This is a genomic window from Streptomyces sp. NPDC055632 (assembly GCF_053618675.1).
The window spans coordinates 208,725-235,432 of the sequence record NZ_JBSHHY010000006.1 but is presented as its reverse complement, the minus strand read 5'-3'; the positions used below and the strand labels follow the sequence as shown (position 1 = coordinate 235,432).

Here is a 26,708-nt window from a genome sequence, read left to right as displayed (position 1 = left end):
TCTCCGGGGGGTGACGAGGGGGTCGATGTGGGGTGTTCGGTGCGGGGAACGCTCCCACCGGCCCGTTTCATTCCGCGTGCGGGGGCGGTGTGAGCCGGAGCACCCGGTGGTCGCCGCTCCCCGGCAGGCGGCTGAACGCGGCGCGGTAGGCGCTCGGGGTGAGCCCGGTGCGGCGCAGGAGGTGGCCGCGCAGGGAGTCCGCCGTGCCGAGGCCGCAGGCGCAGGCCAGCGGGTCCATGGGGAGGGTGGTGGTCTCCAGGAGCTCCTTCGCCCGCTCGACGCGCTGGTGGAGCAGCCACTGGAGGGGGCTGACGCCGGTCTCGGCGTGGAAGCGGCGCGAGAGGGTGCGGACGGAGACCCCGGCGCGCCGGGCGAGGTCGGCGAGGCCGAGCGGCTCGTCGAGGTGCTCCATCGCCCACGCGCGCGTGTCGGCGAAGGAGACCCCGCGCTCGGGCGGCAGCGGGGTCTGGGTGAACTGGGCCTGGCCGCCGGGCCGTACGGGTGCGACGAGGGCGAGCCGGGCGACGGTGTTGGCGACGGCGGCGCCGTGGTCGGTGCGGATGACGTGCAGGCAGAGGTCGATGCCCGCCGCGTACCCGGAGGAGGTGAGGACGGGGCCGTCCTGCACGTACAGGACGTCGTCCTGGAGGTCCACGGCCGGGTGGCGGGCGGCGAGCAGCGGCCGGTACGTCCAGTACGTCGTGGCCGCGCGGCCGTCGAGCAGCCCGGCCTCGGCGAGCGCGAAGGCGCCGGTGCAGATGGACGCGATCCGCTTGCCCGCCCCGGCGGCGGCGCGCAGCGCGTCGAGGATGCGCGGGTCGGGGTCGGTGTAGGAGCCGCTGCCCGCGAGGACCACCGTGTCCGCCCCGGCCACGGCGTCGAGCCCGCGCGGGACCGTCAGGTCGAGGCCGCCGGTGGTGGCGACGGGCCCGGGGTCCGGGGTGCAGATGACCGTCTCGTACCCGGGTCCGCCGTCGATCTCGACCTTGCCGAACAGCATCTCCGGGATGGCGAGGTTGAACATCGAGACGGGCGGGGCGGCGATCACGGCGACGCGCCGGACGCGGGACGCGGTCGGCATGGCCAGAACCTCCGGTCGTATGGCATTCGGGCCACTACTGTACGGGTCCGCAGGTCACGAAGCTGGGGTCATGTCCTCAACGGTCCGTGGCGAAGCCCCTGTTGTTCCCGAAACCCCTGTCGTGCCCGAAACCCCTGTCGTGCCCGAAACCTCTGCCGTGCCCGAAATCCCTGGAGTTCCCGAAGCCTCTGGCGTTCCCGGGACCCCGGGGGTCTCCGGAGCCCCCGTCGTCCCCGGGCCCCCGCCCTCCCCCGGTCCGGCCCTCGCCGCCGCGATGCTCGGATTCGCCCTCGTCACCCTCGACACCTCGGTCGTCAACGTCGCCCTGCCCGCCGTCGGCGCCGACCTGCGGACCGGCATGACCGGCCTCCAGTGGGTGGTCGACTCGTACGCGCTGGTCCTCGCCGCGCTGCTGCTGTCCAGCGGGGCGCTCGCGGACCGGATCGGGGCGAGCCGGGCGTACGGCGCCGGGGTCGTCGTCTTCACGCTCGCCTCGGCCGCCTGCGGCCTCGCCCCCGGCCTCCCCGCGCTGCTCGCGGCCCGGGCGGTGCAGGGCGCGGCGGCGGCCGTGATGCTGCCGGCCTCCCTCGCGCTCGTACGGGAGGCGTACGGCGATCCGGGGCGGCGGGCCCGCGCGGTGTCGCTGTGGGCGGCGGGCGGGACGGTCGCGGTGGCGCTCGGCCCGGTCGCGGGCGGGGCGCTGACGACGGCCTGGAGCTGGCGCGGCGTCTTCTTCGTCAACCTGCCGCTCGGCCTCGCCGCGCTGGTCCTGCTCGCCCGGGTGGCGCGTTCGGCCCGCCGGCCCGCGCCGCTGGACCTGCCGGGGCAGCTGACGGCGGCGGCGCTCGGCGCGCTGACCTTCGCCGCCATCGAGGGCAGCACGCGGGGGTGGTGGGCGCTGGGGGCCGCGGTGGTCTCCTTCGCCGCGTTCCTGGTGGTCGAGGCCCGGCGGCGCGACCCGGTGGTGCCGCTCGGGCTCTTCCGGGACACGACGGTGGCGGTGACGGTGGCGGCGGGCGCGGCCAACAGCGTGGCCTTCTACGGCATGGTCTTCGTGTTCGGCCTCTTCTTCCAGCAGGTCCTCGGGCTCTCGGCGCTCGGCGCGGGGCTGATGTTCCTGCCGATGACGGGGCTGCTCGCCGGGGTGAACGTCCTGTCGGCGAAGGCGGCGGCGCGGTACGGGGCGCGGCTGCCGATCGTCGTGGGCCAGGCGGTCGCGGTGGCCGGGCTCCTCGGGCTGCTCGCCGTGGACGCGGGGACCCCGCTGCCGGTGCAGGCCCTGCTCCTGGTGCCGCTGGCCCTCGGGGCGGGGTTCTCGCTGCCGCCGCTGATCGCCGCGATGCTGGAGGCCGTTCCGGCGGAGCGGGCGGGGACGGCGGCGGGGCTCCTGAACGCGGTCCGGCAGACGGCGGGGGCGCTGGCGATAGCGGTCTTCGGTTCGCTGGCGGGCCGGTCCGTGACGTCGGCGCTGGGCACGAGCCTGCTGATCAGCGCCGGGTTCCTGACCCTGACGGGACTGGCCTCGCTGCGGCTTCCGCGCCGCCGGGCCTGAGGAGATGGCGCGTACGGGAGCGGGCCCTCCCCTCGCCACTCTCAACGTATAGCGCACAGGGGGGCTTGCGGCAAGGCCCCCTCCGTGCCGCAGAATCGCCGACCTGCCCGGAAAAGACCCAGGTCAGACACTGCGAAACGGGAGACCCACCACGTGCCCACCTCTTCCTCCGTCCCTCTCCGCCCCGCCGCCGCGACCAGCGCGTTCGACCTTCCCGACCGGCTCTCCGCCAAGGCCGACCCGGCGCTGATCGCCGCCGACGAGCGGCACTTCGCCGCCGTCGCGGAGAGCCTGGAGCGGTCCGTCGCCGAACTGTCCGGGCGGCTCGACGTCCTGCGGAGGGCGCCCGGCGGCATCGGGCGCGAGGCGATGGAGCGGGACGCCGAGATCCACCGGCTGACCGCGCGCCTGCGGACCCTGCGCCGCTTCGGCCTCGACCTGTGCCTCGGCCGGGTCGTCGGCGCGGACGGTTCCGAGCCGGTGTACGTCGGGCGGCTCGGGCTCACCGACGACACCGGCCGCCGCCTGCTGATCGACTGGCGCTCCCCGGCCGCCGAGCCGTTCTTCGGGGCGACCCACGGCAACCCGATGGGGCTCGCCAGCCGCCGCCGGTACCGCTGGACCGGCGGCCGGATCAACGACTACTGGGACGAGGTGTTCACCGCCGAGGGCCTGGAGGGGCACGCGGCGCTCGACGACCAGTCGGCGTTCGTCGCGAGCCTGGGCGGCACCCGGTCGGCCCGGATGCGGGACGTGCTCGGCACCATCCAGGCCGACCAGGACGCCGTCGTCCGGGCCGGCTCCAGGGGCGCGCTCGTCGTGGACGGCGGCCCGGGCACCGGCAAGACCGTCGTCGCCCTGCACCGCGCCGCCTACCTCCTGTACGCGGATCCGCGCCTCGGGCGCCGCGGGGGCGGCGTGCTGTTCGTCGGGCCGCACCAGCCGTATCTGGACTACGTCTCCGACGTCCTGCCCGGTCTCGGCGAGGAGGGGGTGCGGACCTGCACGCCGCGGGACCTCGTCGCGGAGGGGGCGGGGGCGGTGGCCGAGGACGATCCGGAGGCGGCCGCCCTGAAGTCCTCGGCGGACATGGTGGGGGCGATCGAGACGGCCGTCCGGTTCTACGAGACGCCTCCGGCGGAGGCGACGACGGTCACGACCCCGTGGGGCGAGGTCCGGCTGACCGCCCGCGACTGGGCGCGGGCGTTCGAGGCGCCGGAGGCGGGGACCCCGCACAACGAGGCGCGCGAGCAGATCTGGGAGGAGCTGGCCGAGATCCTGCGGGACGGGCTCGGCGCCGAGGTCCCCGAGGACGAGTTCCGGGCGTCGCTGCGCGGGGACCGGGAGCTGACGGCCGCGCTCCACGGCGCGTGGCCGCTGATCGAGGCGGCCGACCTGGTCGGGGACCTGTGGACGGTCCCCGCCTATCTGCGCCTGTGCGCGCCCTGGCTCGGCCCGGACGAGGTGCGGCGGCTGCGGCGCGCGGACGCGGACGCGCACGCGTGGACGGTGTCCGACCTGCCGCTCCTGGACGCGGCCCGCCGGCGGCTCGGCGACCCGGAGGCGACGCGGCTCGGGCGCCGGCGGGAGGCCGCCGTCGCCGCCGAGCGCGCCCGCCGGGCCGAGGTCACCGCGAGCCTGCTGGAGAACGTGGTGATCGACGAGAGCGAGGGCGCGATGGGGATGCTGCGCGGGCGCGACCTCCAGGAGAGCCTGATCGACGAGGGCGCGCTGCCCGCCGCCGCGCCGGACCCGCTGGCCGGTCCCTTCGCGCACATCGTGGTGGACGAGGCGCAGGAGCTGACCGACGCGGAGTGGCGGATGCTGCTCGCGCGCTGCCCGTCGCGGAGCCTCACGATCGTCGGGGACCGCGCCCAGGCCCGGCACGGGTTCACCGAGTCGTGGCGGGAGCGTCTGGAGCGGGTCGGGATCGACCGGATCGAGGTGGCCTCCCTGTCCGTCAACTACCGGACGCCGGAGGAGATCATGGCGGAGGCGGAGCCGGTCGTCAGGGCCGCGCTCCCGGACGCCAACGTGCCGGTGTCCGTCCGCCGCGGCGGCGTCCCCGTCGCGTACGGGCCGGCCGGGGACCGGGACGCGGTCCTGGACGCCTGGCTCGCGGAGCACGCGGAGGGGACCGCCTGCGTCATCGGCGACCCCTCGTTCCGCGAGCGGCCCCGCGTCCGCTCCCTGACCCCGTCCCTCGCGAAGGGCCTGGAGTTCGACCTGGTCGTCCTCGTCGACCCGGAGGCGTTCGGCGGTGGCGTCGCGGGGGCGGTGGACCGGTACGTCGCGATGACCCGGGCGACGCGGAGCCTGGTGGTCCTGAGGAGCGCCTGACGCGGGCGGGGCTCCTCACGTACGAGGGTGCGGTCCCCGTACCGGAGGAGGCCGTCTCCCCCGTGCGGCGGAGGCGGTCCGCCGGGCGGGAGGAGGTGGCGTACGGGGTCCGCGCGGGAGCGTGGGGGCATGACACCGACCGTACGCCTCCCCGCTCCGGCGCCCGCCGCCGCCGACGCCCGTCCGAGCGCCGCCCGCCGGTGGCTGCGCGGCCTCGCGATCGCCGCCTGCCTCCCGTACGTCTCGCTCAAGTGCGTCTGGGTGGCGGGCGGTGAACTCGGCATCCCGGCCGGCAGCGCGCTCCTGGAGCACCCCGGGACGATGGTGGTCGCCAACGCGGTCTCGGTGGTCGCGGACCTGTGCGTCGTCGTCCTCGCCCTGCTGCTCACCCAGGGCTGGGGGCGCCGGGTGCCCGCACGGCTCCTCGTGCCGCCGCTGTGGGCGGCGACCGGGCTGCTCGCCCCGATCATGACCGGCTACCCGGCACAGCTCCTGACCGCCCTCGTCACCGGCGACGAGAAGGCCGCCGCGCCCGCCGAACCCTTCCTGGAACCCTGGGTGTTCGCCGTGGTGTACGGCGGCTTCATCCTCCAGGGCCTGGCCCTCGGCGCCCTGTCCTTCCTGTACGCCCGGGACCGCTGGGGCCGGCTGTGGCGGGGCCGCCTCGGTGAGCTGCCCGCCGGCCCGCGGGTGCGGGCCGCCGCCGTGGCCGGCGCGGTGCTCGCCCTCGTGCCCGCCTCCCTCCACCTGATGTGGGCGGCGGGCGCCACGACGGGCCTGACCGCCCGCCAGGCCGCCGAGCGGGACGCCGACTTCCACGTCCTGGAGGTCCAGCGGTTCGGCTTCACCGCCGTCGCCGCGGTCGCCGTCCTCCTGCTCGTCCTGGGCCGGCCCGCCCGGCTCCGGGTCCGTCCCGTGCTCGCCGCCGCCTGGGTCGCGCCGGCCGCCGCCGGCTGCTGGGGCGCCTACATGGCGCTCGTCTCGCTGCTCCCTGTGGCGGATCCCGCCGAGCGGGTCACCGCCCTCACCCGGCTGTCCTACGCTGGCGACATGATCACCGGTGTCCTCCTGGCCGCGTGCGCGGCCGTCCTCCTGCGGCGGCGGAGCGCCGGGACGTGAGGCGGTGGGCGGGGGCCCTCCTCGGACAGCGGGCCAGGCTGCGCTGGCTGCACCTGATCCTGGGCGGCGCGCTGTTCATGCCGTACTGGATGGTCGGCACCGTGGTCATGGCCCTGTTCCTGGGCGGGGGCGGGATGTTCACCGGCGACCTCCCGGTGACGTTCGGGGCGTACGCGGTGGGGCTGCCGCTCGCGGCCGCGACCGCGCTCTTCCCGCCGGCCCGGCCGATGTCGGTGGCGGCGGCCCGGACGCTGTGCGGGGTGCCGGCCGGTCTGTTCGCGGACGGCCCGGCGCGCGGCTGGGAGGCCAGGGTGCGGACGGCGGGCTGGTTCACCCTGCACCTGGGCACCGGAGCCCTGGTCAGCGGCGCGAGCCTGGCCCTGCCGCCGTTCGCGGCGACGGTGGCGGCGCTGCCGTTCTCGCCGTCGCTCCGGGCGTCCGAACCGGTCCGGTACTGGGGGCTCGACGGGTTCCCGTGGACCTGGGCGGCGGTTCCGGCGGCCCTGCTCATGCTGCTCGCCCTGGCGGGCACCGCCGCCACGACCGGGGCCCTGCTCGCCCGGCGGGCGCCCCGGCTGCTCGGGCCGGGCCCGGCGGACCGGCTCGCGGCGGCCGAGCGGCGCGCGGCGGAGGCGGAGTCCCGCAACCGGCTGGCCCGGGAGCTGCACGACTCGGTCGGCCACGCGCTGAGCGCGGTCACCCTCCAGGCGGGCGCGGCCCGCCGGGTGCTGAACGGCGAGGGGCCCGACCTGGAGTTCGTGCGGGAGGCGCTGACCGCGATCGAGGAGACCACCCGGCGCACGGTCGGCGAGCTGGACCGGGCCCTCGGCCTGCTGCGGCGCGGCGAGGAGGCCGTGGAGGGCGTGGGCCCGGGGCTCGACGCCCTGGAGGCGCTGGTGCGCGGGGCGGGGCCGCGGGTGGCGCTGACCGTGGCCGGGCCCCTGGAACCCGTACCGGAGTCGGTGTCGCGGGAGGCGTACCGGATCGTCCAGGAGGGCCTGACGAACGCGGCCCGGCACGCGGGCGGCGCGCCCGTCACCGTACGGCTCGACGCCCGTGCCGAGGAGTTGGAGATCGTCGTGGAGAACCCCCTGCCCGAGCGGCCCCCGGCCGCACGCCCGCACGGCGGACGCGGGCTGCCCGGCATGGCGGAGCGGGCCCGGCGCCTCGGCGGCACCGCCGACGCGGGCCCGGCGGACGGCGTGTGGCGCCTCGCGGTGAGGATCCCCCGGTGAGCGCGGGGGAGGCGGGGCGGGAGGGCGTGGACGACACGGAGGCCGGACGGGCGGCGGCCCGGCAGACCGTGCGGATCGTTCTCGCCGACGACGAGCGGATGGTGCGGACGGCCCTGCGGGTCATCCTGGAGGCGGAGCCCGGTCTTGAGGTCGTCGGGGAGGCCGCCACCGGCGCCGAGGCCGTGTCCGTGGTGCGGGCGGCGCGCCCCGACGTGGTCCTCATGGACGTGCGGATGCCGGAGGTCGACGGCATCCGGGCCACCGAGCGGATCCTCGCGGGGATGGCGGAGCCGCCCCGGATCGTGGTGGTGACCACCTTCGAGAACGACTCCTACGTGTACGACGCGCTGCGCGTGGGCGCGGCCGGCTTCCTCCTGAAGCGGGCGGGGGCGGAGGAGCTGGTGAGCGCGGTCCGGCTGGTCGCGCGGAGCGACTCGCTGCTCTATCCGGCGGCGGTGCGCGGTCTGGCCGCCGAGCACGCCCGCCGCAGGCCCCCGGCGGCCCCGCCCTGGGCGGCGCGGCTCACCGAGCGGGAGGCGGAGGTGCTGCGCCTGGTGGCGACGGGCCTGACGAACGCGGAGATCGCCGCCCGGATGGGCGTCGGCCCGGCCACGGTCAAGACGCACGTGGCGGCGGTCCTGGCGAAGCTGGGCGCCCGGGACCGCACCCAGGCGGTGATCCTGGCGTACGAGTCGGGGTTCGTGGGGGCGGGGTGAGCCCGGCCCCCGGGGGGATCCGCCAGGGGGTGGCTCGTCGATCGGGCCGGATCGGGGAGCGGTGTCCGGTGCATGGGGTCTCCCCAGGCCCGCAAGGGCCTGGGGGAAGCATCGCAAGGCGGAGGAGGGAGGCGACGCGGTGGGGGTGCCTCCCGTGCCCGAAGGGCTACGGGGGAGTCGGCGACCGACGACAACGCGGCGAGGTGCGGCACCGGACACCGCGAGCCCGGCATGATCGACGAGCCACCCCCTAGGACCGGGTGGCCGTCGCGCAGCCGTCCCCGCTCCCGGCGCCGCCCTCGCCTCCGCCCAGCGGTGCCGTGCGGTCGTAGGGGTCGACCTTCCGGCCGTCCGGGTCGGTGTCCACCGCTCCCCCGCCGAACTCCGGCCGGAAGTGGCCGGTGGGCTCGCCGCAGCCGCCGTTGGTCATGTCGAGCTTGTACGACAGGAGGGTGAGGGTCCCCTCCTTCGTGACCACCTTCGCCGGGTCGTCCCAGCTCACCACGGTCTCGCGCCGCACGATCACGCGCACGACCTCGTCGCCGCCGCCGGCCGGGGCGACCGGGTACACGTACGTGACGTCGGCGGCGACCCGTCCCGTTCCTCGCCCACGTCCGGCCCCTCCCGTTCCCCGTGGTTCTCCACGCGCTCGTGGCCCCTCCCCCGGGGCCTCCGCATGATCGCACAGCAGACCGAACGGATCCGGACATGAAGGTTCACTGAGAAACGGGACGCACCCGGAACGCCCGCCGCCGTTCCGTTCGTCCCGACAAGTGCGATGAACAAGACGATCAGGCACACCTCGGTCTTCGTGCTGCTCCTGGTGCTCGCCCTCCTGGGCCGGGCCACGTGGGTGCAGGCGTACGAGGCCCAGGCGCTCGCGGACGACCAGAAGAACCGGCGGAAGACGATCGCGCAGTACGCGCAGCCGCTCGGGAACATCGTCGTGGCCGGCTCCCCGGTCACCGGCTCGGAGAGGACGGAGGGGACGGACCTGGAGTACCGGCGGACCTACACGGACGGCGAGCTGTACGCGGCCGTCACCGGCTACAGCTCGCAGGCCTACGGCGCCACCCAGCTGGAGGGCATCTACGCCGACGTCCTCGACGGCACCGACGACCGGCTGAAGAACCCGCTGGACGCGGTGACCCGGGAGCAGCAGGAGCCGGGCACGGTCCTCACCACGATCGACCCCGCCGTGCAGAAGGCCGCCTACCGTGCGCTCGGGAACAAGAAGGGCGCGGCCGTCGCCGTCGACCCGGTGAGCGGCCGGATCCTCGCCCTGGCCTCCACGCCGTCCTACGACCCGTCGAGGATCTCCGGGACGGACGACGGCGCGGCCTGGCAGGAGCTGACCGGCGACGCGGACAAGCCGCTGGTCAACCGGGCGCTGCGGCAGCCGCTGCCGCCGGGCTCCACCTTCAAGCTGGTCGTCGCGGCGGCGGCCCTGGAGGACGGCCTCTACCGCTCGGTGGACACGGCGACGGAGAGCCCCGACCCGTACACGCTGCCGCACACCCGGACCGTGCTGAGGAACGAGAACGCCTCGGCGCCCTGCGAGAACGCGACGATCCGCACCGCGCTGCGGTACTCCTGCAACAACGTCTTCGGCAAGATGGCCGCCGACCTGGGGCAGGACAAGGTGCGGGCCATGGCGGAGAGGTTCGGCTTCAACGACGCCGGCCTCGACGTGCCGGTCCGGGCGTACACGAGCGTGTACCCGTCGAAGACGGACCCGGCGCAGACGGCGCTCAGCGGCATCGGCCAGTTCGACGTGACGGCCACCCCGCTCCAGATGGCCATGGTGTCGGCGGCGATCGCCAACGACGGCCTCCTCGCGGCCCCGCACATGGTGTCGGAGGTCGTCGACTCCGACGGCGACGCGCTGACCTCGTTCGAGGACGGCGACACCCGGCGGATCGTCTCCTCCGCGACGGCGGAGCAGCTGCGGAGCGCGATGGTGACCGTGGTGGAGCGGGGCACCGGCACGAACGCGGCGGTCGCCGGGGCGGAGGTCGGCGGCAAGACGGGCACCGCGCAGCACGGCGAGAACAACAGCAAGACGCCGTACGCCTGGTTCACCTCGTACGCTAAGGACCCCTCGACCGGGAAGCAGGTCGCCGTCGCGGTGATGATCGAGGACTCGGGCGCGGCCCGCTCCGAGGTCAGCGGCAACGGCCTGGCGGCGCCGGTGGCGCAGAGGATGATGGCGGCGGCGCTGAAGTGACGGGGGGCGGGGCCGGTGACGTGACGGCGGCGTCGGCGTGACGGCGGGGACGGCGGCGGCGTGACGGTGGCGGCGCCGAAGTGACGCAGGGCGGGGCCCGATTGGCCGTCGGGCCCCGTCACGCGATATGCAGGGGCGCGCTCACATCCGAGCACACATTCGATCCGTACCCCTTGCTCCCCTCTCGCGGAGGACCGCCGTGCGTCTGCCCCGTTCCCTGTCCGGCTGGACCATGGCGGTCTTCGGCGTGCTCGCCGCCGCGCTCGGCGTGGTGGGCCTGGTCGCCCCGGACGCCCTGCTCACGGTCATGGGCTTCGAGCCGGTGCCCGACGGCGGGCGCGCGGACGGCGACCACACCCTGGTCTTCCTGACGGCCTCCTCGATGGCCGCGCTCAACATGGGCGTCTACTACGTCCTGGCCGCGCTCGCCGACTGGAAGGCGTTCTTCCGCTGGACGGTCCCCTTCCGCCTCCTCACCTGCGCGGTCTTCACCCTCGCCGTCGCCACCGGCCGCGCCCCGGCCGGCTTCCTGGGCGTGGGCCTGTGGGAAGGGGTCGGCGCGCTCGTGACCGGGGCGGCGCTGCGGTACGAGAAGCGGAAGGCCGTGGACGTCTCCTAGGTGCGGCGCGGCCTCCGGGCGGGGAGCATGGAGGAAAAGCGCGGGCGCGGCGGGAGGAGGCAGGGTGACGGCCGGTTCCTTCCCTGGGACGGCGGGGCGGGTCGGGGTGCCCCTGGACGGCAAGGGGCTGCTCGACGTGCTCGGGGTCGCGGCCATCGTGGTGGACGCGCGCGGCCGCATCGTGCTGTGGAGCCCGCAGGCGGAGAGCCTCTTCGGCTTCCGCGCCGAGGAGGCCCTCGGCCGGTACGTGGCCCGGCTGATCGTCGGCGAGGACCACCGGGAGGAGGCGATGCGCCTCTTCGGCGAGGTGCTCGCCGCCGGCACGACCTGGTCGGGCACCTTCCCCGTACGGCACAAGGACGGCTCCACCCGGCAGGTGGAGTTCCGCAACATGCGGCTCACCGACGACCTGGGCGGGCTCTACGCCCTGGGCATCGCCGCCGACCGCTCCGTCGTCGAGCGGGTCGAGGCCGAGCTGGCCCTCTCCGACCGGCTGGTCTCCCAGTCCCCGATCGGCCTCGCCGTCTTCGACACCGCGCTGCGCTTCGTCCTGGTGAACCCGGCCCTGGAGCGGATCAACGGCATCCCGGCCGCGCTGCACACCGGGCGGCGGATCTCCGACATGCTGCCGGGGATCGACGCGCCGGGGGTGGAGGAGGTGCTGCGGACGGTCCTGGCGTCGGGCGAGCCGCTGCTCGACCACTCCACGGTGGGCCGGACCCCCGCCGACCCGGACCGCGACCACGTCTGGTCGGTGTCCTTCTACCGCCTGGAGGGGGGCGAGGGGCGGGTCCTGGGCGTGGCGGCGTCGGTGATCGACGTGACCGAGCGGCACCGGGCGGACGCGGAGGCGGACCGGTCCCGGCGGCGGCTCGCGCTCATCGCGGACGCCTCGGCCCGGGTCGGCACCACCCTGGAGGTGGAGCGGACCGCCGACGAGCTGGCCTCGGTCGTGGTGCCGGCGCTCGCGGACATCGCCGCCGTCGACGTCCTGGACTCCGTCCTGGCGCTGCGCAGGCCGGGCGCGCCGGACGAGGGGCCCGCGCTGTTCCGCGCGCTCGCGGTGAAGGCGGCGGGACCCACGGAGGCACTGCCGGCCGCCGACCCGCCGGGTTCGGTCGCGATGTACGGGGCGGACCGGCTGGTCACCCGGTGCGTGCACACGGGTCTGCCGGTCCTGGTGGAGAAGGTCGGCCCCGGCGACCTGTCCCGGATCGCGCGGAGCCCGGAGGCGGCGGAGATGCTGGCCAGGGCCGGGGTCCACTCGTACCTGGCGGTGCCGCTGATCGCGCGCGGCGAGGTGCTCGGCGCGCTCGACATGAAGCGGGACCGCAACGCGCTGCCGTTCGACGGGGACGACGTGCTGCTCGCGACGGAGCTGGCGGCCCGGGCGGCGGTGAGCATCGACAACGCGCGCTGGTACCAGAGCGTGCGGAACTCGGCGGTGACGCTCCAGCGCAGTCTGCTGCCGGGGGCGCCGCCGGCGCGGGCGGGCCTGGAGGTCGCGGCCCGCTACCAGCCGGCGCAGGCGTCGAGCGAGGTCGGCGGGGACTGGTACGACGTGATCCCGCTGCCCGACGACAAGACGGCGCTGGTCGTCGGGGACGTGATGGGCAGCGGGATCGACGCGGCGGCGACGATGGGCCGGCTGCGGACGGCGACCTGCGCGTTCGCGGACCTCGACCTGTCCCCGACGCAGGTCCTGCGGCACCTGGACCGGATCACGGAGGGCCTGGAGCACTACATCGCGACCTGTCTCTTCGCCGTGCACGACCCGGTCAGGCAGCGGTGCCGGATCGCGAACGCGGGCCACCTGCCGCCCGTGCGGGTCCCGGTGGACGGTCCGGCCGAGCTGGTGCGGCTCTCGACCGGGGTGCCGCTGGGGGTGGGCGGCGGCACCTTCCGGACGACCCGGGTGCCGTTCCGGCCCGGTGACCGCCTGGTGCTCTACACGGACGGTCTGATCGAGACCCGCGACGAGGCGATCGACGAGCGGCTCGCGCTGCTCGTGGGCCTGCTGGACGAGGCGCGCGGGCCCCTGGAGGAGACCTGCGACCTGCTGCTGCGGGCGCTGCGCCGGCCGGGCGCGCCGGACGACGTGGCGCTCCTGATCGCCCGGAGCACGGGATGACCGCGCGGAGGCGGCGGGACGGCCCGGGGCCCGCCACCGGCCGGGGGCGGAAGCGGGTCCGGCGGGAGCGGGGGAGGCGGCGCGAGACCGGTCTGCGGAGCGTCGCCGGGCAGGTCTTCGCCCTGGAGGCGCTGATCGCGATCCTGGTGATCGTGGCGGCGGCGTTCGTCACGTTCTACCAGGAACGGCGGGACACCGAGCGGGACGCCCGGGCCCGCTCGCTCGCGGTCGCGGAGGCGCTCGCGAACGCCCCGGGCATCGACGAGGCGCTGGCCTCGCCCGATCCGACGGCGCGGCTCCAGGACGAGGCGGAGGCGATCCGGCGGGCCACGCGGCTCGACTTCATCGCGATCCTGGGCCCCGACGGGATGCGGTACACCGACTCGCAGCCGGACCTGATCGGCCGCCGGGCGGTCGGCGACCTCACGCGGGCGACGGTGGACGGCGAGTCGTACACGGAGATCTTCGAGGGCGCGCCGAACGACGCGGTGCGGGCCGTGGTCCCCGTGGTGAACGACCGGGGCAAGATCGTCGGCCTGGTGACCAGCGGCATCGAGGTGGAGAACATCGCGCACTCCGTCCAGGACCGGCTGCCGCTGCTCGCCGGGGCGGCGGGCGGCGCGCTCCTGGTGGCGGTGGGCGGGGCGGCCCTGGTGAGCCGGCGGCTGCGGCGGCAGACGCACGGCCTGGGGCCGGCCGAGATGACCCGGATGAAGGAGCACCACGAGGCGGTGCTGCACGCCGTCCGGGAGGGCGTCCTGATCATCGACTCCGACCACCGGCTGCTGCTGGCCAACGACGAGGCGCGCCGGCTGCTCGGCCTCGGGCCGGAGGCCGAGCGGCGGCACGTCTCGGAGCTGGGCCTCGACCCGCGCACGGTCGAGCTCCTGGAGTCGGGGGAGGCGGCGACCGACGAGGTGCACCGGGCGGGCGACCGGCTGCTCGCGGTGAGCGTGCGGCCCACGCTGCCGCACGGCTCCGAGTCCGGCTGCGTGATGACGATGCGGGACACCACCGAGCTGGCGGCGCTGTCCGGCCGGGCGGCGCTGGCCCGGGGCCGGCTCCAGCTGCTGTACGAGGCGGGGGTCAGGATCGGGACGACCCTGGAGGTCGTACGGACGGCGGAGGAGCTGGCGGAGGTGGCGGTGCCGCGGTTCGCGGACTTCGCCACGGTGGAGCTCCTGGAGCCGGTGCTGCGCGGGGAGGAGCCGTCCGAGATCGTGGAGACGGCGGCGGCGCCGGCGGAGATGCAGCGGACGGCGCTGAGCGGGCTGCGGACGGACCGGCCGCTCCAGCCGGTCGGGGACACCGTCCGCTTCGACGTGCCCAGCACCCCGATGGCCATGGCGCTGGCCTCGGGGCACGCGGTGGTGCAGCCGGAGCTGGCGGCGGCGGAGGGCTGGCGGGCGCAGGATCCGGAGGGGGCGGCGCAGGCCCTCGCGTACGGGATGCACTCGCTGCTCACGGTGCCGCTGCTGGCCCGCGGGGTGGTCCTCGGGATGGCGAACTTCTGGCGGGCGGACACCCAGGAGCCGTTCGGGGAGGAGGACCTGTCGTTCGCGGAGGAGCTGGCGGCGCGGGCGGCGGTCGCGATCGACAACGCGCGCCGGTTCACCCGGGAGCACGCGATGGCGGTGTCGCTCCAGCGGAGCCTGCTGCCCCGGGTGCTGCCGGAGCAGAGCGCGGTGGAGGTCGCGTACCGCTACCTCCCGGCGAAGGCCGGGGTGGGCGGCGACTGGTTCGACGTGATCCCGCTGCCGGGGGCGCGGGTGGCGCTCGTGGTGGGGGACGTGGTGGGGCACGGGCTGCACGCGGCGGCGGCCATGGGGCGGCTGCGGACGGCGGTGCACAACTTCTCGACCCTGGACGTGCCGCCGGACGAGCTCCTCGGCCACCTCGACGAGCTGACGGGCCGGATCGACTCCCGGGAGTCGGAGGGGGTGGACGGGGAGGGGCGGCGGCGCGACGAGGGGATCACCGGCGCGACCTGTCTGTACGCGATCTACGATCCGGCGTCCGGGCTGTGCACGGTGGCGAGCGCGGGCCACCCGGGGCCCGCCCTGGTGGCCCCCGACGGGCGGGTGGAGTTCCCCGAGCTGTCACCGGGGCTGCCGCTCGGGCTCGGTCTGGGCGAGGCGCCGTTCGCGTCGACGGAGCTGCGGCTGCCGGAGGGGAGCAAGCTGGTGCTCTTCACCGACGGCCTCCTGGAGGACCACGGGCGGGACTTCGACACGGGGCTCGGGCTGCTGCGGTCCACGCTCACCCGCCCGGACCGGACTCCGGAGCAGACCTGCGCGGACGTCCTGACGGCGCTCCTCCCGCCCTCCCCGCGCGACGACATCGCGCTGCTCGTGGCGCGGACCCGGCTGCTCGACCGGGAGCGGATCGCCGAGTGGGAGGTGGCGCGGGACCCGTCGGCGGTGTCGCCGGTGCGGAACGCGGCGGCGGCGAAGCTGTCGGAGTGGGGGCTCGACGGGCTCGCGTTCTCGGCGGAGCTGATCCTCAGCGAGCTGATCACGAACGCGGTGCGGTACGGCGCGGATCCGGTGCGCGTGCGGCTGCTCCACGACCGGACGCTGATCTGCGAGGTCTCGGACGGCAGCAGCACCTCGCCGCACCTGCGGCACGCGGCGGCGACGGACGAGGGCGGGCGCGGGCTCTATCTGGTCGCGCAGTACGCGGAGCGCTGGGGCACGCGGTACGGGCGGCGCGGCAAGACGATCTGGGCCGAGCTGCGGGCGGGCGCGGGCGGCTCCGAGCCGGCGGAGGCGGCGGTGCCGGACCTGGACGCGCTGGAGGACCTGGCCTGGTGAGGCCCGGCGTCCGGAGTTCGCTAGGGTGCGCGGATGCCAGACACGCGTGCGTACGGCGCTTATCGGACGGGCGGCCTGTGGGTCGCGGTGGGGATCTCGCTCGGCGCGGTGCTGGTGGGCTCGGCGCTCGCCCTGTTCGCCATGCTGGAGTACGACGAGCGGTGCGCCCACGGGATGATCCAGGGTCCCGGCCGGCTGCTGCGGACCCGGGACCAGGCGTTCCCCCCGGCCACCGTCTGCGAGTTCGAGCGGGGTGAGGTGTCCTCCCTCGGGGGTTCGTGGGTCCCGGAGGCGCTCCTCTGGGCCGCCCTGACGATCCTGGTCGTCTGCCTGTTCGCGGCGCTGGTGGCGGACTGGTTCGAGCCGCGCCCCGGCGGCCCGCTGGTGGAGCCGAGGACCCGGGCCGAGCGGGTGAGCCGCACGGGGGCCGCCTTCCTCGTGACCGGCTCCCTCTTCCTCCTGCTGTACGCGCTGGCCGGCTGGGAGCTGCTCGCCGGTCCGTCGTCGGCCTGCTCGGCGGGCGGGGGCTGGGGGAGCCCGCCGCCCAGGACGCTGGAGTACTCCTTCTTCCCGCCGCAGGCGACCTGCCAGTACAGGAGCGGCAAGACGGCGTTCCTCACCCCCGGCTGGCTGTCCTCCCTGACGGCGCTCGCCGCCCTCCCCGCCCTCGCCGCCGGCACCGGCTTCGTCCTGGCGTGGCGCCGCCGCCGGGAGGAGCGACGGGAGGCCGGCCGGTCCGCCGCTCCGGCGGAGGAGCGCTCCCACAAACTCCCTTGACGCCCCGTCAGGCGGCTCCCTAGCGTGTCCACGGTCTCGCGGGGCGGCGTGCGCGAACGGACTCCACCGGCGTGCGACGGCGTGCCCCACCGGCGTGCGCGAGCGGCCCTCCCGGCGCGGGAACCGCTCCGCGCCCGCCGCCCGGCACCGACCGAAGGAGAGCCGCCGCATGACCCGTCCCCTCGCCCTCGTGACCGGGGTCGGCCGCACCGTCGGCATCGGCGCGGCCGTCGCCCGGCGCCTCGCGGACTCGGGCTGGGACCTCGTCCTCACCCACTGGACCCCCTACGACCTGCGCATGGAGTGGGGCGTCGAGCGGGGCGCGACCGCGGCGATCCTCCGCGACCTCGCCGACCGGGGCGCGACCGCCGAGGCCGTCGAGGCCGACCTCGCCGATCCCGGGGCCCCCGCGCTCGTCTTCGACGCGGCCGAGCGGCGCCTCGGCCGCCCGGTCACGGCCCTCGTCCTGTGCCACTGCGAGTCGGTCGACTCCGGCCTCCTCGACACCACGGTCGAGAGTTTCGACCGCCACTTCGCGGTCAACGCGCGCGCGTCCTGGCTGCTGGTCCGGGAGTACGGCCGGCGCTTCACCGGGCCCCACGGCACCGGCCGCGTCGTCGCCCTGACCAGCGACCACACCGTGGGGAACCTCCCGTACGGGGCGAGCAAGGGCGCCCTGGACCGCATCACCCTGGCGGCCGCCCACGAGCTCGCGCACCTCGGGGTCACGGCGAACGCCGTCGACCCCGGCCCCGTGGACACCGGCTGGATGTCGGAGGAGCTGCGGGAGGAGGTCCTCCGGAAGACCCCGCTCGGCCGCCTCGGGACCCCGCGGGACGCGGCGCACCTGGTGGACTTCCTCTGCTCGCCCGAGGGCCAGTGGGTCAACGGGCAGCTGCTGAGGGCCGACGGCGGCCTGGTCTGACCCGGAGGCACGGCGGGCGGGGGTACGGAGCCACGGAGCCACGGGGCCACGGGGCCACGGCGGACGGAAGCACCGCACGGGTGCACGCAGGACCCGGCCGGACTGATACGGGGGAGCCGGCCGGGTCCGGGTGACCGTCCGCGTGGGCGGACCGGACCCGCTCACCGTAGGCCCGGCCGAAGATCGTCGCGAGCCGCGGAACGCGGAGCCTGTCCGGAATGCGCGACGGATCGGAGCGGCGGGAGCACGGCCCGGCCGGAGCGCGCGCCCCCGGCGGCCCGCCCCCGTCCGGTGCCTGCGGACGGCGGTCCCGACCGCCGGATCCGGACGACGGCTTTGGCTCGATACCGCCGCCGGGACCGGCGGCTCTCCCCGGCGCGGGCGCCCCGCACCGCTCTCCCCCACCGCGGGCCCCCCGCACCGCTCCCGTCGGCGCTCTCCCCCCACCGCGGGCACCCCCGCACCGCTCCCGTCAGCGCCCCGACCGCAGCGTCCGGGACGGGGACTCGCCGTACTTCTCGCGGTAGCGCGCCGCGAAGCGGCCCTGGTGCCCGAAGCCCCAGCGCCAGGCCACCTCGCTCACGCTCACCTCGTCCGGCGCGGCCGCCCGCAGCTCCTCGCGGACCCGGTCGAGCCGGACCTCCCGCACGTACGCCATCGGGGACATCCCCACGTACTCCCGGAAGGACTCCTGGAGGCGGCGCACGCTCACCCGGGCCAGGGCGGCGAGCTCGGTCGTGGTGAACGGGTGCTCGGGGCGCTCGCGCACCGCGTCCATCGCCCGTTTGACCGGCGCCGGGCGCCGGGCCTCCCCCGGGTGGTCGAGCGCCTCGCGCCAGGGGTGCTCGGCGGCCAGGAGCAGCCCGTTGAGCAGCGCCTCCTGGAGGGGTCCGGCCACCAGTTCGTGCCGGGCGAGGCCCTCCCCGGCCAGCGCCCCGTACGCGACCTGGCGGGCGAAGCGCACCCAGCTCAGGCCGGGGCCGCGCGTGATGTCCAGGTGCGGCGCGAAGACGAGCGGGCCGCGCGGGGGCCGGCCCGTCAGCTTTTCGAGGCGCTCGCGCAGCGCGGCCGCCCCGATCTTCACGGCCAGGGTCCGGCAGTCGCCGCTCCAGCGGTCCAGGAAGGTGTCCCCCGCCGGGTCGAGCAGCAGCGCCTCGGCGGCCGTCGCGACGAGCGGCGGGCCGCCGCCCTGGCGCAGCTCCATCGTGCCGGTCAGCGGGGCGTTCAGGTGGTAGGCGCCCAGCTCCCCGAAGCTCATCCGGACGTCGGCCCCGCAGCTCAGGTCGCCGATGACCAGCGGTCCGAGGACGACGGTGTCGAAGCGCGCGGCGAAGGGCCGCGACCGGCGTTCGACGAGTTCCATGCGGTTCGTGTAGTACCGCGCGTCGAGCTCCTCGCGCGCCTCGTCCACGTCCCCCGTACGGAACGAGCCCCCGCCCGCCGGCCTCTCCCGCCCCGCACCCTCGTCCCGCCCCGCTTCCTCGCCCCGCCCCGCCGACCCGACCGCGTCCACCGTCGTTCCCCCGGCCCCCACAGCACCCATGGGTCGAAAGAATATTCATATGACGGATCTGACCGGGAACGGCAGGATGCCCGTCATGCCACGACCTCATGGATTCACGTACGAGCGGCGGCGCGACGGCTCCGTCGTCCTCACCCACCAGGGGCGCGCCGCGGGCGTGCTGCGCGGCGGGCGCGCCGAGAAGTTCCTGGCGGAGGTGGAGTCGGGCGACGCCCAGCTCGTCATGGCCCGCTGGACGGGCTCGTACCGCTTCGGCAACGAGCGGCAGGCCGCGAACCACCCGCGTAACCAGGGTGGCCGAACCGGGCGAAGGTAAGGGAACGGCAAAGGGGCCCGGATCGTTAGCCCTGGCATGACCGCTATGACCCCCGGCTCGAACATCCCTCTCACCGCCACGCGCGTGGCGGTGGACGTCGCCGCCCCGGTGCGGCTCGACGTCTCGGGCCTGCTGCTCGGCGCCAACGGCAAGGTGCGCTCGGACGACGACTTCATCTTCTACAACCAGCCGGCCGGACCCGGTGTCACCTACCGCTCCGGCGGCGGGACCGCGCCCGACGCGATCCTGGTCGACACCGGCGCCCTGCCGGCCGGCGTCGAGAGGATCGTCGTCACGGCGAGCCCGGACGCCGCGGGCCAGACCTTCCAGGGCATCGAGCCCACGGCGACGATCCGCGACGCGGACGGCGGCGGCGTGCTCGCCACCTTCACGCCGCCGCGGCTCGCCACGGAGACGGCGCTCGTGGTCGTCGAGATCTACCTGCGCAACGGCGCGTGGAAGGCCCGCGCCGTCGGCCAGGGCTACGCGAACGGGCTCGCCGGCATCGCGACGGACTTCGGCGTCTCGGTGGACGAGGAGCCCGCCGCGCCCGCGGCCCCCGCCGCGCAGGCCGCTCCCCCGGCTCCCCCGGCGCCGCCCGTCGCCCCGGTGGACCCCCGGGTCGCAGCCCCGGCCCCGCCCGCTCCTCCGGCCGCCCCCGCCGCCCCCGCTCCCGGTGCCGGCAAGATCAACCTCGACAAGGGCCGGGTCAGCCTCCAGAAGAACCAGACGGTGTCCCTGGTCAAGGGCGGCCGTCCGCTGCTCTCCCAGGTCAAGATGGGCCTCGGCTGGGAGCCCGCCTACCGGGGCAAGGACATCGACCTGGACGCGTCCGTCATCGCGTACGGACCCCAGCGCAACCACCTGGACAGCTGCTACTTCGGCAAGCTGGCCATCCTCAACGGCTCGGTCAAGCACTCCGGCGACAACCTCACCGGCGAGGGCGCGGGCGACGACGAGGTGATCACCGTCGACCTGGGCCGGCTGCCCGCCGAGGTCTCCGGTCTCGTCTTCACGGTCAACTCCTTCTCCGGCCAGAAGTTCACCGAGGTCGCCAAGGCCTACTGCCGGCTGCTCGACGCGGCGACGGGCGAGGAGCTGGTCCGCTTCGACCTGACCACCGCCGAGCCGCAGACCGGCGTGATGATGGCCAAGCTGATCAAGCAGTTCTCCGGCGAGTGGGAGATGACGGCGATGGGCGAGTTCGTGAAGTCGCGGACCGTCCGGGGCATGGTGAAGCCGGCCGCCCAGGCGCTCTGAACGACCGGAGGGGGCTCCCGGGATTCCTCCCGGGAGCCCCCTTCCGCTGTCGGCGCTCAGCGGCGGGGCTGGCGGCGCCAGGGGCCGGTGATCGCGACCATGATCCCGGGGTCCTGGATGTTGGCGAACAGCGTGTCGCCGTCGGGCGAGAAGACGACGCCGGTGAACTCGCTGTCGTTGAGGTCGTTGCGGGCGATCGGGTACGTGCGGCCGGAGTCGGTGGCGCCGAAGAGGTGCTGGACCCCTTCGCCGTCCTCGGCGATGACGAGCCCGCCGTACGGGGAGACGGTGATGTTGTCGGGGCCGTCGTAGGCGCCGTCCTCGTCCGGGTTCGCGTTCACGCCGAGCAGCACCTTGAGGGTGAGGGTGCGGCGCTTCGGGTCGTAGAACCAGACCTGGCCGTCGTGCGCGGCGCCCGGGCTCTCGTCGCGCGCGTAGGAGGAGACGACGTAGGCGCCGCCGTCCGCCCACCACATGCCCTCCAGCTTGCGGGCGCGGGTGACCTGCCCGGCCGCGAACTGCTTGCGGACGGGGGTGGTGCGGGCGTCGCGGTCGGGGACGTCGACCCAGTCCACGCCGTAGACGGTGCCGATCCGGGTGGCGCGGGAGAGGTCGTCGACGAAACGGCCGCCGGAGTCGACGCACTTGAAGGCCTGGAGGACACCGGCGTCGTCGGCGAGGGTGCGGAGCCTGCCGCGCCCGTGCTCGAAGCCCTTCGGCGGCACCCAGCGGAAGAGCAGCCCGTTGGGGCCGGACGCGTCCTCGGTGAGGTAGGCGTGGCCGCGCCTGGGGTCGATGACGACGGCCTCGTGGTCGTACCGGCCGAAGGCCTTGACCGGCTTCGGGTTCCGGTTGGCCCGGCGGTCGCGCGGGTCGACCTCGAAGACGTACCCGTGGTCCCTGGTCATGCCGTTGACCCCGGCGAGGTCGGAGTTCTCCTCGCCGGTGAGCCAGGTGCCCCAGGCGGTGCGGCCGCCCGCGCAGTTGGTGGAGGTGCCCGCGATGCCGACCCACTCGGCCACCGTGCCGTCGCGGTGCACCTCGACGACGGTGCAGCCGCCGGCCGCGGCCGGGTCGTAGACGAGGCCCTCGGCGAGCGGGACGGGGTGGGTCCACTTGGAGCGGGGGCCCTTGAGCTCGTGGTTGTTGACCAGGTACGTGGTGCCGCGCGGGCCCGCGAAGGCGGCGGTGCCGTCGTGGTTGGAGGGCGTGAACTCGCCGGACTCCAGGCGGGTCACGCCGCTGTGGGTGACGACGCGGTAGGAGAACCCGGCGGGCAGGGCGAGCATCCCCTCCGGGTCGGCGACCAGCGGCCCGTACCCGAGCGCGTGGCCGTGGCCGTGCCCGTGGCCGTGGTCATGACCGTGTCCGTGCCCGGTTCCGTACGCCTGCGGCTCGTCGGACGCGAGCGCCTCGGGAGCGGTGGCGAGAGCTCCGACGACACCGGTGAGGGCGAGCCCCGCACCGGCGACGGCGGACTGCTGGGTGAACTCTCTGCGGTTGAGCGGCATGGTGGCGGGGTCTCCCTGTGGTGGCCGGATCTCGCGGGCCACCTTCCCGCGCCTCCGCGAACACCGCCTGAACACCACCGGAACACCGCCGGGCGCCCGGGATCACCGGACGCCCGGCGGCGCCTCCTCCCGCCGTACCGCCAGAAGCCGTACGCGCGGGAGCCGTAGACGTCAGGAGCCGTACGCGTCAGCAGCCGTACGCGTCAGCAGCCGTACGCGCGGGAGCCGTACGCGTCAGCAGCCGTACGCGTCAGCAGCCGCACCCGTCAGGAACCGGCCCGCGACCGCGCCTTGAAGGCGGCCTTGCGGGCCTCCTTCGCCGCCCCCTTGTCCCGGTGCAGCCGGCCCATCGCCTCCAGGACCTCCGCCGTCGCCGGGTGCTCCACCCGCCAGGCCGCCTCGAAGAAGCCGCCGTGGCGCCCGGTGAGGCCCTCGATCAGCTCCTGGAGCTCCTCCAGGTCCCCGTCCGCGTCGAGCTGGGCCGCGATCGTGTCGATCGCCAGCCAGAAGATCATCGACTCCGGCGGCGCGGGCACGTCCGCCGCGCCGCGCTCCGCGAGCCAGACCCGGGCCAGGCCGCCGAGCTCCGCGTCGTCCAGGACCTCCCGCACGGCGGGCTCCGCGTCCGGGCCCACCAGGGAGAGCGTCTGCTGGCAGTGGAGGCGGCGGAGCGGGGAGCCCGCGTCGGAGCCCCGGGCGGCGTGCAGCAGTTCGCGGGCCGCGCCGAGGGCGTCGCGGCCGGCCAGCCAGACGGCGGTCTCCTCGCGGGCCGCGGCCTCCGGGTAGCCGGCGATCCCGTCGAGGAGGGCGTCGGCGCCCTTGTCGGCCAGGTCGCCGACGGCGGGCGCGTCGACGCCGGCCTCCAGCATCCGGGCCCGGACGCCGTAGAGGCCGAGCGGGGTGAGCCGGACCATGCCGTAGCGGGTGACGTCCTCGTCGTCGACGGAGACGGCGGGCTCCTCGCCCTCCTCGACCATCAGGGCCTCGTCGAGGGGCTGGTACTCGACGAGCCCGATCGGCTCGAACAGCCGGAACTGCTCGTCGAGCCGCATCATCGCGTCGGAGACGCGCTCCAGGACGTCGTCGGTGGGCTCGCCCATGTCGTCGGGGACGACCATCGACGCGGCGAGCGCGGGCAGCGGCACCGGGCCCTCGCCGGCCCCGCCCTCGCTGACGGTCAGCAGGTAGAGGTTGCCGAGCACGCCCTCCAGGAACTCGGCCTCGGCCTCGGGGTCCCAGTCGAGGGCGTCGACGTCGATCTCGCCGTCCTCCCCGAGGAGTTCGTCGAGGTCGTCGAGGACGGGGGCGACGGCGTCCGCGAAGACGGTGTCGAAGGCGTCCAGCCAGAGCGCGAGGACGTCCCGGGGCGAACCGCCGGTGAGGAGCGCCAGGTTCTCGCCGGGCGCGGCCCGCCCGGGGACGTCCTCCTCCCCGGCCGCTCCGGCCGCCTCGCCGTCCTCGACCTCCACGAGGCCGGTGTCGACCGCGAGCCGCCAGGCGTCGCCCGCCCGGAACTCGCCCTCCTCGCCGGCGGGGAGGTCCAGGACCCCGGCCGCCGCCGGGAGCTGCTCGTCGACGAGTTCGCCGCCCGCGTCGACCCGGGTGTCGGGCCCGGCCCAGCGGGCGAGCCGTGCCGCGTCGGCGAGGAGGGGGGCGGCCAGGGCGTCCCGCGCCAGCTCCGCGTCCGCACGCAGCCGAACGGGGGGAAGGGTGGGGTGGTCCGCTGACATCTGGGGGGCTCCTCGGCGCGTGCGGGGTGAGCGGGTGGAAGGGGCTCGGAGAGTGGTCTCGGAGAACCGTCCCAGCGTAGACGCATCCGGGAGGGTGTCCGCCGGTTCACGTATCCGTCAGTCTTCGTACACCCGTCGACCCTTGACAAGTGGGGTGCCCTGCCAAGAGATTGACGCGCGTAGATCCATCTGCCGTTCCTCCAAGCACCCTCGGAGTCCCTGATGTCTTCCTCCATACCGAGAAGCGCGGCCGTCGCCGCCGTCGTGTCCGCCGCCCTGGCCGCCGGTCTGCTCGCCGGTTCGGCGAGCGCGTCCGCCGAGGACGGCGCCGGCGTCCGCATCCACGACATCCAGGGCACGACCCGCGTCTCGCCCCTGGTCGGGCAGCAGGTCACCGGTGTCACGGGCATCGTGACCGGCGTCCGCACCTACGGCTCGCGCGGCTTCTGGATCCAGGACCCCACCCCCGACGCGAACCCCGCCACCAGCGAGGGCCTCTTCGTCTTCACCAGCTCCGTCCCGACCGTCGCGGTCGGCGACGCGGTGAGCGTGAACGGCACGGTCACCGAGTACGTCCCCGGCGGCCTGGCCTCCGGCAACCAGTCGCTGACGCAGCTCTCCAAGCCCGTCGTCACCGTCGTCTCGCAGGGCAACCCGGTGCCGGCCCCGGTGACGATCTCGTCCTGGTCCGTCCCCAACGCGTACGCCCCGGAGGGCGACCCGGCCGCGGGCGGCTCGATCAACGGCCTGACCCTGAAGCCCCGGAAGTACGCCCTGGACCACTACGAGTCCCTGGAGGGCACCAACGTCCGGATCGGCACCTCGCGGGTGGTCGGCGCCACCGACCCGTACTCCGAGCTGTGGGTCACGGTGAAGCCGTGGGAGAACGCCAACCGGCGCGGCGGCACGGTCTACGGCTCGTACGAGGACCAGAACACCGGCCGTCTCCAGGTCCAGTCGCTGGTGCCGACCGCCCAGCAGCCGTTCCCGAAGGCGAACGTGGGCGACGTGCTCGCCGGCGCCACCGAGGGCCCGCTCGACTTCAACCAGTACGGCGGCTACACCCTGACCGCCCGTACCCTCGGCACGGTCGTGGACCGGGGCCTGGAGCGCGAGACCACGGACCGGCAGCGCGGGAACGAGCTGGCCGTGGCGACGTACAACGTCGAGAACCTCGACCCGACCGACCCGCAGGAGAAGTTCGACGCGCTCGCCAAGGCGGTCGTGGAGAACCTCGCCTCGCCCGACGTCATCGCCCTGGAGGAGATCCAGGACGACAACGGCGCGAAGAACGACGGCACGGTGAGCGCCGCCCAGACGGTGAAGAAGTTCACCGATGCGATCGTGGCCGCCGGCGGCCCGGCGTACGACTGGCGCTCGGTCGACCCGGAGAACAACAAGGACGGCGGCGAGCCCGGCGGCAACATCCGTCAGGTCTTCCTCTTCAACCCGGCGCGGGTCTCCTTCACCGACCGCCCGGGCGGCGACGCCACCGCCGCGACCGGCGTCACCGGCCGCAAGGGGCACGCGGAGCTGACCGTCTCCCCCGGCCGGATCGACCCGGCGAACGCGGCCTGGGCGGACAGCCGCAAGCCGCTCGCGGGCGAGTTCGTCTTCCGGGGCCGTACGGTCTTCGTCATCGCCAACCACTTCGGCTCGAAGGGCGGGGACGAGTCGATCGTCTCCCACCACCAGCCGCCGAACCGTTCCTCCGAGGCCAAGCGCCTGCTCCAGGCCCAGGCCGTCAACGGCTTCGTGAAGCAGCTCCTCGCGGTCGAGAAGCAGGCCGACGTGCTGGTGGTCGGCGACATCAACGACTTCGAGTTCTCCGGCACCACGAAGGCGCTGACGGACGGCGGCGCGCTGTACCCGGCGGTGAAGTCGCTGCCGCGCGGCGAGCGCTACTCGTACGTGTACCAGGGCAACAGCCAGGTCCTCGACCAGATCCTGACCAGCCCGGGGATCCGCCACTTCGCGTACGACAGCGTCCACATCAACGCGGAGTTCGCCGACCAGGACAGCGACCACGACCCGCAGGTCCTGCGCTTCCGCCCGTAAGCGCCCCCGCAGGTCCCTACACGCCCGCGTCGAGACTCAGCGCGGGCGTGTACCACCGGGCGCCGGCGGGCCCGGCGGGCGGGACGTCCTCCCACTCGGTGAGCACGAGCACGCGGGCGCCGTCGGCGGACCGGTGCACATGGGTGCCGATCCCGCCGACGGCGACCGCGCCCCCGCCCCCGGCCCCCGACTCGGACTCGCCCCCGGACTCTCCCTCGGACTCGACGACCGAGACGGCTCCGGGCAGCGCGTCCGGGCCGGTCGCGCCGGCCGGGCGGGGCGGGGCATAGCGGTGCAGGACGACCCGCTCGATGCCGGGCACGGCCGCGTCGATCTCGGCGTTCCGGCCGTCGCGGTGGGTGCGGACGAAGTCCTCGTAGACCTCCTCCCCCGTCCACTGCGAGTAGTGCAGCAGCGTGTCCCCGTCGGTACCGGCGTAGATGCTGTACGAGAGCAGCCCCGGGTCGGGCCACTCCCGGCCCTCCCAGGCCTTGCGTACGGCCTCGACGGCGGCCCGCTGCCGCTCGGGCGTGCCGACCCGCCAGGTGCTGACGAGGACGGCGCCGACTCCGGGGCGGTAGAGGTCGGGGCGGGCGTGGGGGTGCGCGACGGCGTGCATGGGGCGGTCTCCCGTTCGTAGGGCTTTCCCGGATCTCCGTGTCGTCCGGACGGCTCCACCGTCCTCCCTCAACCATGGTTGAGGTCAAGGGCGTCCGGGCGCGCGTGCGCACCCTTCAGCAGTCCTTACCTTTCCGGCCAAGAAGATCTAAGTGGAC

The 26,708-nt window shown here is 75.3% G+C and carries 20 protein-coding genes; 14 read left to right on the top strand and 6 right to left on the bottom strand.

All coding sequences use genetic code 11. The features are described 5' to 3' along the window. Positions 1 to 67 precede the first annotated feature (67 nt). On the bottom strand, positions 68 to 1,081 hold the full coding sequence (locus ACWGSR_RS11755; RefSeq protein ID WP_453565682.1) for a GlxA family transcriptional regulator: 1,014 nt from the start codon (positions 1,079 to 1,081) through the stop codon (positions 68 to 70). On the opposite strand from ACWGSR_RS11755, the gene ACWGSR_RS11750 reads away from it, so the two are divergent. From ACWGSR_RS11750 to ACWGSR_RS11730, 5 genes are all read left to right on the top strand, one after another. Next, entirely contained in the window at positions 1,008 to 2,633 is a 1,626-nt protein-coding gene (locus tag ACWGSR_RS11750) for an MFS transporter (RefSeq protein WP_453565679.1), read from the top strand. The two genes, ACWGSR_RS11755 and ACWGSR_RS11750, sit on opposite strands and share 74 nt — an antisense overlap. A 153-nt stretch (positions 2,634 to 2,786) precedes the next feature. Further along, positions 2,787 to 4,973 (top strand): RNA polymerase recycling motor ATPase HelR, encoded by a 2,187-nt coding sequence (gene helR, locus ACWGSR_RS11745; RefSeq protein ID WP_453565677.1) that lies wholly within the window; start codon positions 2,787 to 2,789, stop codon positions 4,971 to 4,973. A 129-nt stretch (positions 4,974 to 5,102) separates the two neighbouring features. Beyond that, positions 5,103 to 6,092 carry a hypothetical protein gene (locus ACWGSR_RS11740; RefSeq protein ID WP_453565674.1) on the top strand — a complete coding sequence of 330 codons (990 nt, stop codon included), beginning with the start codon at positions 5,103 to 5,105 and terminating at the stop codon, positions 6,090 to 6,092. Beyond that, the gene (locus tag ACWGSR_RS11735; RefSeq protein ID WP_453565672.1) at positions 6,089 to 7,327 is read left to right on the top strand and encodes a sensor histidine kinase; all 1,239 of its coding nucleotides are present in this window, start codon (positions 6,089 to 6,091) and stop codon (positions 7,325 to 7,327) included. The genes ACWGSR_RS11740 and ACWGSR_RS11735 overlap by 4 nt, the downstream gene beginning before the upstream one ends. Before the next feature lie 68 nt (positions 7,328 to 7,395). Then, positions 7,396 to 8,043, top strand: coding sequence for a response regulator transcription factor (locus ACWGSR_RS11730; RefSeq protein ID WP_453565798.1), 648 nt, complete (start codon positions 7,396 to 7,398; stop codon positions 8,041 to 8,043). 250 nt (positions 8,044 to 8,293) lie between these two features. Here the strand turns inward: ACWGSR_RS11730 and ACWGSR_RS11725 are convergent, their stop codons facing one another. Then, positions 8,294 to 8,614 (bottom strand): hypothetical protein, encoded by a 321-nt coding sequence (locus ACWGSR_RS11725; protein WP_376239604.1) that lies wholly within the window; start codon positions 8,612 to 8,614, stop codon positions 8,294 to 8,296. Between the two features lie 207 nt (positions 8,615 to 8,821). On the opposite strand from ACWGSR_RS11725, the gene ACWGSR_RS11720 reads away from it, so the two are divergent. The 6 genes from ACWGSR_RS11720 (at position 8,822) to ACWGSR_RS11695 (ending at position 17,535) form a co-directional block, all read left to right on the top strand. Continuing rightward, positions 8,822 to 10,270, top strand: a complete 1,449-nt coding sequence (locus ACWGSR_RS11720; RefSeq protein WP_453565670.1) for a peptidoglycan D,D-transpeptidase FtsI family protein — start codon at positions 8,822 to 8,824, stop codon at positions 10,268 to 10,270. A gap of 232 nt (positions 10,271 to 10,502) precedes the next feature. Beyond that, on the top strand, positions 10,503 to 10,889 hold the full coding sequence (locus tag ACWGSR_RS11715) for a hypothetical protein (protein ID WP_376239673.1): 387 nt from the start codon (positions 10,503 to 10,505) through the stop codon (positions 10,887 to 10,889). A 64-nt stretch (positions 10,890 to 10,953) separates the two neighbouring features. Further along, entirely contained in the window at positions 10,954 to 13,020 is a 2,067-nt protein-coding gene (locus ACWGSR_RS11710; protein WP_376239610.1) for a SpoIIE family protein phosphatase, read from the top strand. Further along, the gene (locus ACWGSR_RS11705; protein WP_453565668.1) at positions 13,017 to 15,833 is read left to right on the top strand and encodes a SpoIIE family protein phosphatase; all 2,817 of its coding nucleotides are present in this window, start codon (positions 13,017 to 13,019) and stop codon (positions 15,831 to 15,833) included. Before ACWGSR_RS11710 ends, ACWGSR_RS11705 begins: the two co-directional genes overlap by 4 nt. A 33-nt stretch (positions 15,834 to 15,866) precedes the next feature. Further along, positions 15,867 to 16,610: a hypothetical protein gene (locus ACWGSR_RS11700; RefSeq protein WP_453565666.1), complete on the top strand. Its 744-nt coding sequence runs from the start codon at positions 15,867 to 15,869 to the stop codon at positions 16,608 to 16,610. A gap of 169 nt (positions 16,611 to 16,779) precedes the next feature. Beyond that, positions 16,780 to 17,535, top strand: a complete 756-nt coding sequence (locus ACWGSR_RS11695; RefSeq protein WP_376239617.1) for an SDR family oxidoreductase — start codon at positions 16,780 to 16,782, stop codon at positions 17,533 to 17,535. Positions 17,536 to 18,007: 472 nt separating this feature from the next. On the opposite strand, the gene ACWGSR_RS11690 is transcribed toward ACWGSR_RS11695, so the two are convergent. Next, positions 18,008 to 19,078 carry an AraC family transcriptional regulator gene (locus ACWGSR_RS11690; RefSeq protein WP_453565663.1) on the bottom strand — a complete coding sequence of 357 codons (1,071 nt, stop codon included), beginning with the start codon at positions 19,076 to 19,078 and terminating at the stop codon, positions 18,008 to 18,010. 55 nt (positions 19,079 to 19,133) lie between these two features. On the opposite strand from ACWGSR_RS11690, the gene ACWGSR_RS11685 reads away from it, so the two are divergent. Together ACWGSR_RS11685 and ACWGSR_RS11680 are read left to right on the top strand one after the other, a co-directional pair. Next, positions 19,134 to 19,373, top strand: coding sequence for a hypothetical protein (locus ACWGSR_RS11685; RefSeq protein ID WP_376239675.1), 240 nt, complete (start codon positions 19,134 to 19,136; stop codon positions 19,371 to 19,373). Positions 19,374 to 19,418: 45 nt separating this feature from the next. Continuing rightward, positions 19,419 to 20,633 carry a TerD family protein gene (locus ACWGSR_RS11680; RefSeq protein ID WP_376239677.1) on the top strand — a complete coding sequence of 405 codons (1,215 nt, stop codon included), beginning with the start codon at positions 19,419 to 19,421 and terminating at the stop codon, positions 20,631 to 20,633. 56 nt (positions 20,634 to 20,689) lie between these two features. Here ACWGSR_RS11680 and ACWGSR_RS11675 read toward each other — a convergent pair whose 3' ends face one another. Continuing rightward, complete coding sequence (locus ACWGSR_RS11675; RefSeq protein ID WP_453565660.1) at positions 20,690 to 22,144, bottom strand: alkaline phosphatase PhoX; 1,455 nt, start codon at positions 22,142 to 22,144, stop codon at positions 20,690 to 20,692. A 266-nt stretch (positions 22,145 to 22,410) separates the two neighbouring features. Then, positions 22,411 to 23,874 (bottom strand): hypothetical protein, encoded by a 1,464-nt coding sequence (locus ACWGSR_RS11670; protein WP_376239624.1) that lies wholly within the window; start codon positions 23,872 to 23,874, stop codon positions 22,411 to 22,413. Between the two features lie 222 nt (positions 23,875 to 24,096). On the opposite strand from ACWGSR_RS11670, the gene ACWGSR_RS11665 reads away from it, so the two are divergent. Beyond that, positions 24,097 to 25,932 carry an endonuclease/exonuclease/phosphatase family protein gene (locus tag ACWGSR_RS11665; protein ID WP_376239627.1) on the top strand — a complete coding sequence of 612 codons (1,836 nt, stop codon included), beginning with the start codon at positions 24,097 to 24,099 and terminating at the stop codon, positions 25,930 to 25,932. A 16-nt stretch (positions 25,933 to 25,948) separates the two neighbouring features. On the opposite strand, the gene ACWGSR_RS11660 is transcribed toward ACWGSR_RS11665, so the two are convergent. After that, on the bottom strand, positions 25,949 to 26,551 hold the full coding sequence (locus ACWGSR_RS11660) for an antibiotic biosynthesis monooxygenase (RefSeq protein WP_453565656.1): 603 nt from the start codon (positions 26,549 to 26,551) through the stop codon (positions 25,949 to 25,951). Positions 26,552 to 26,708: the final 157 nt, after the last annotated feature.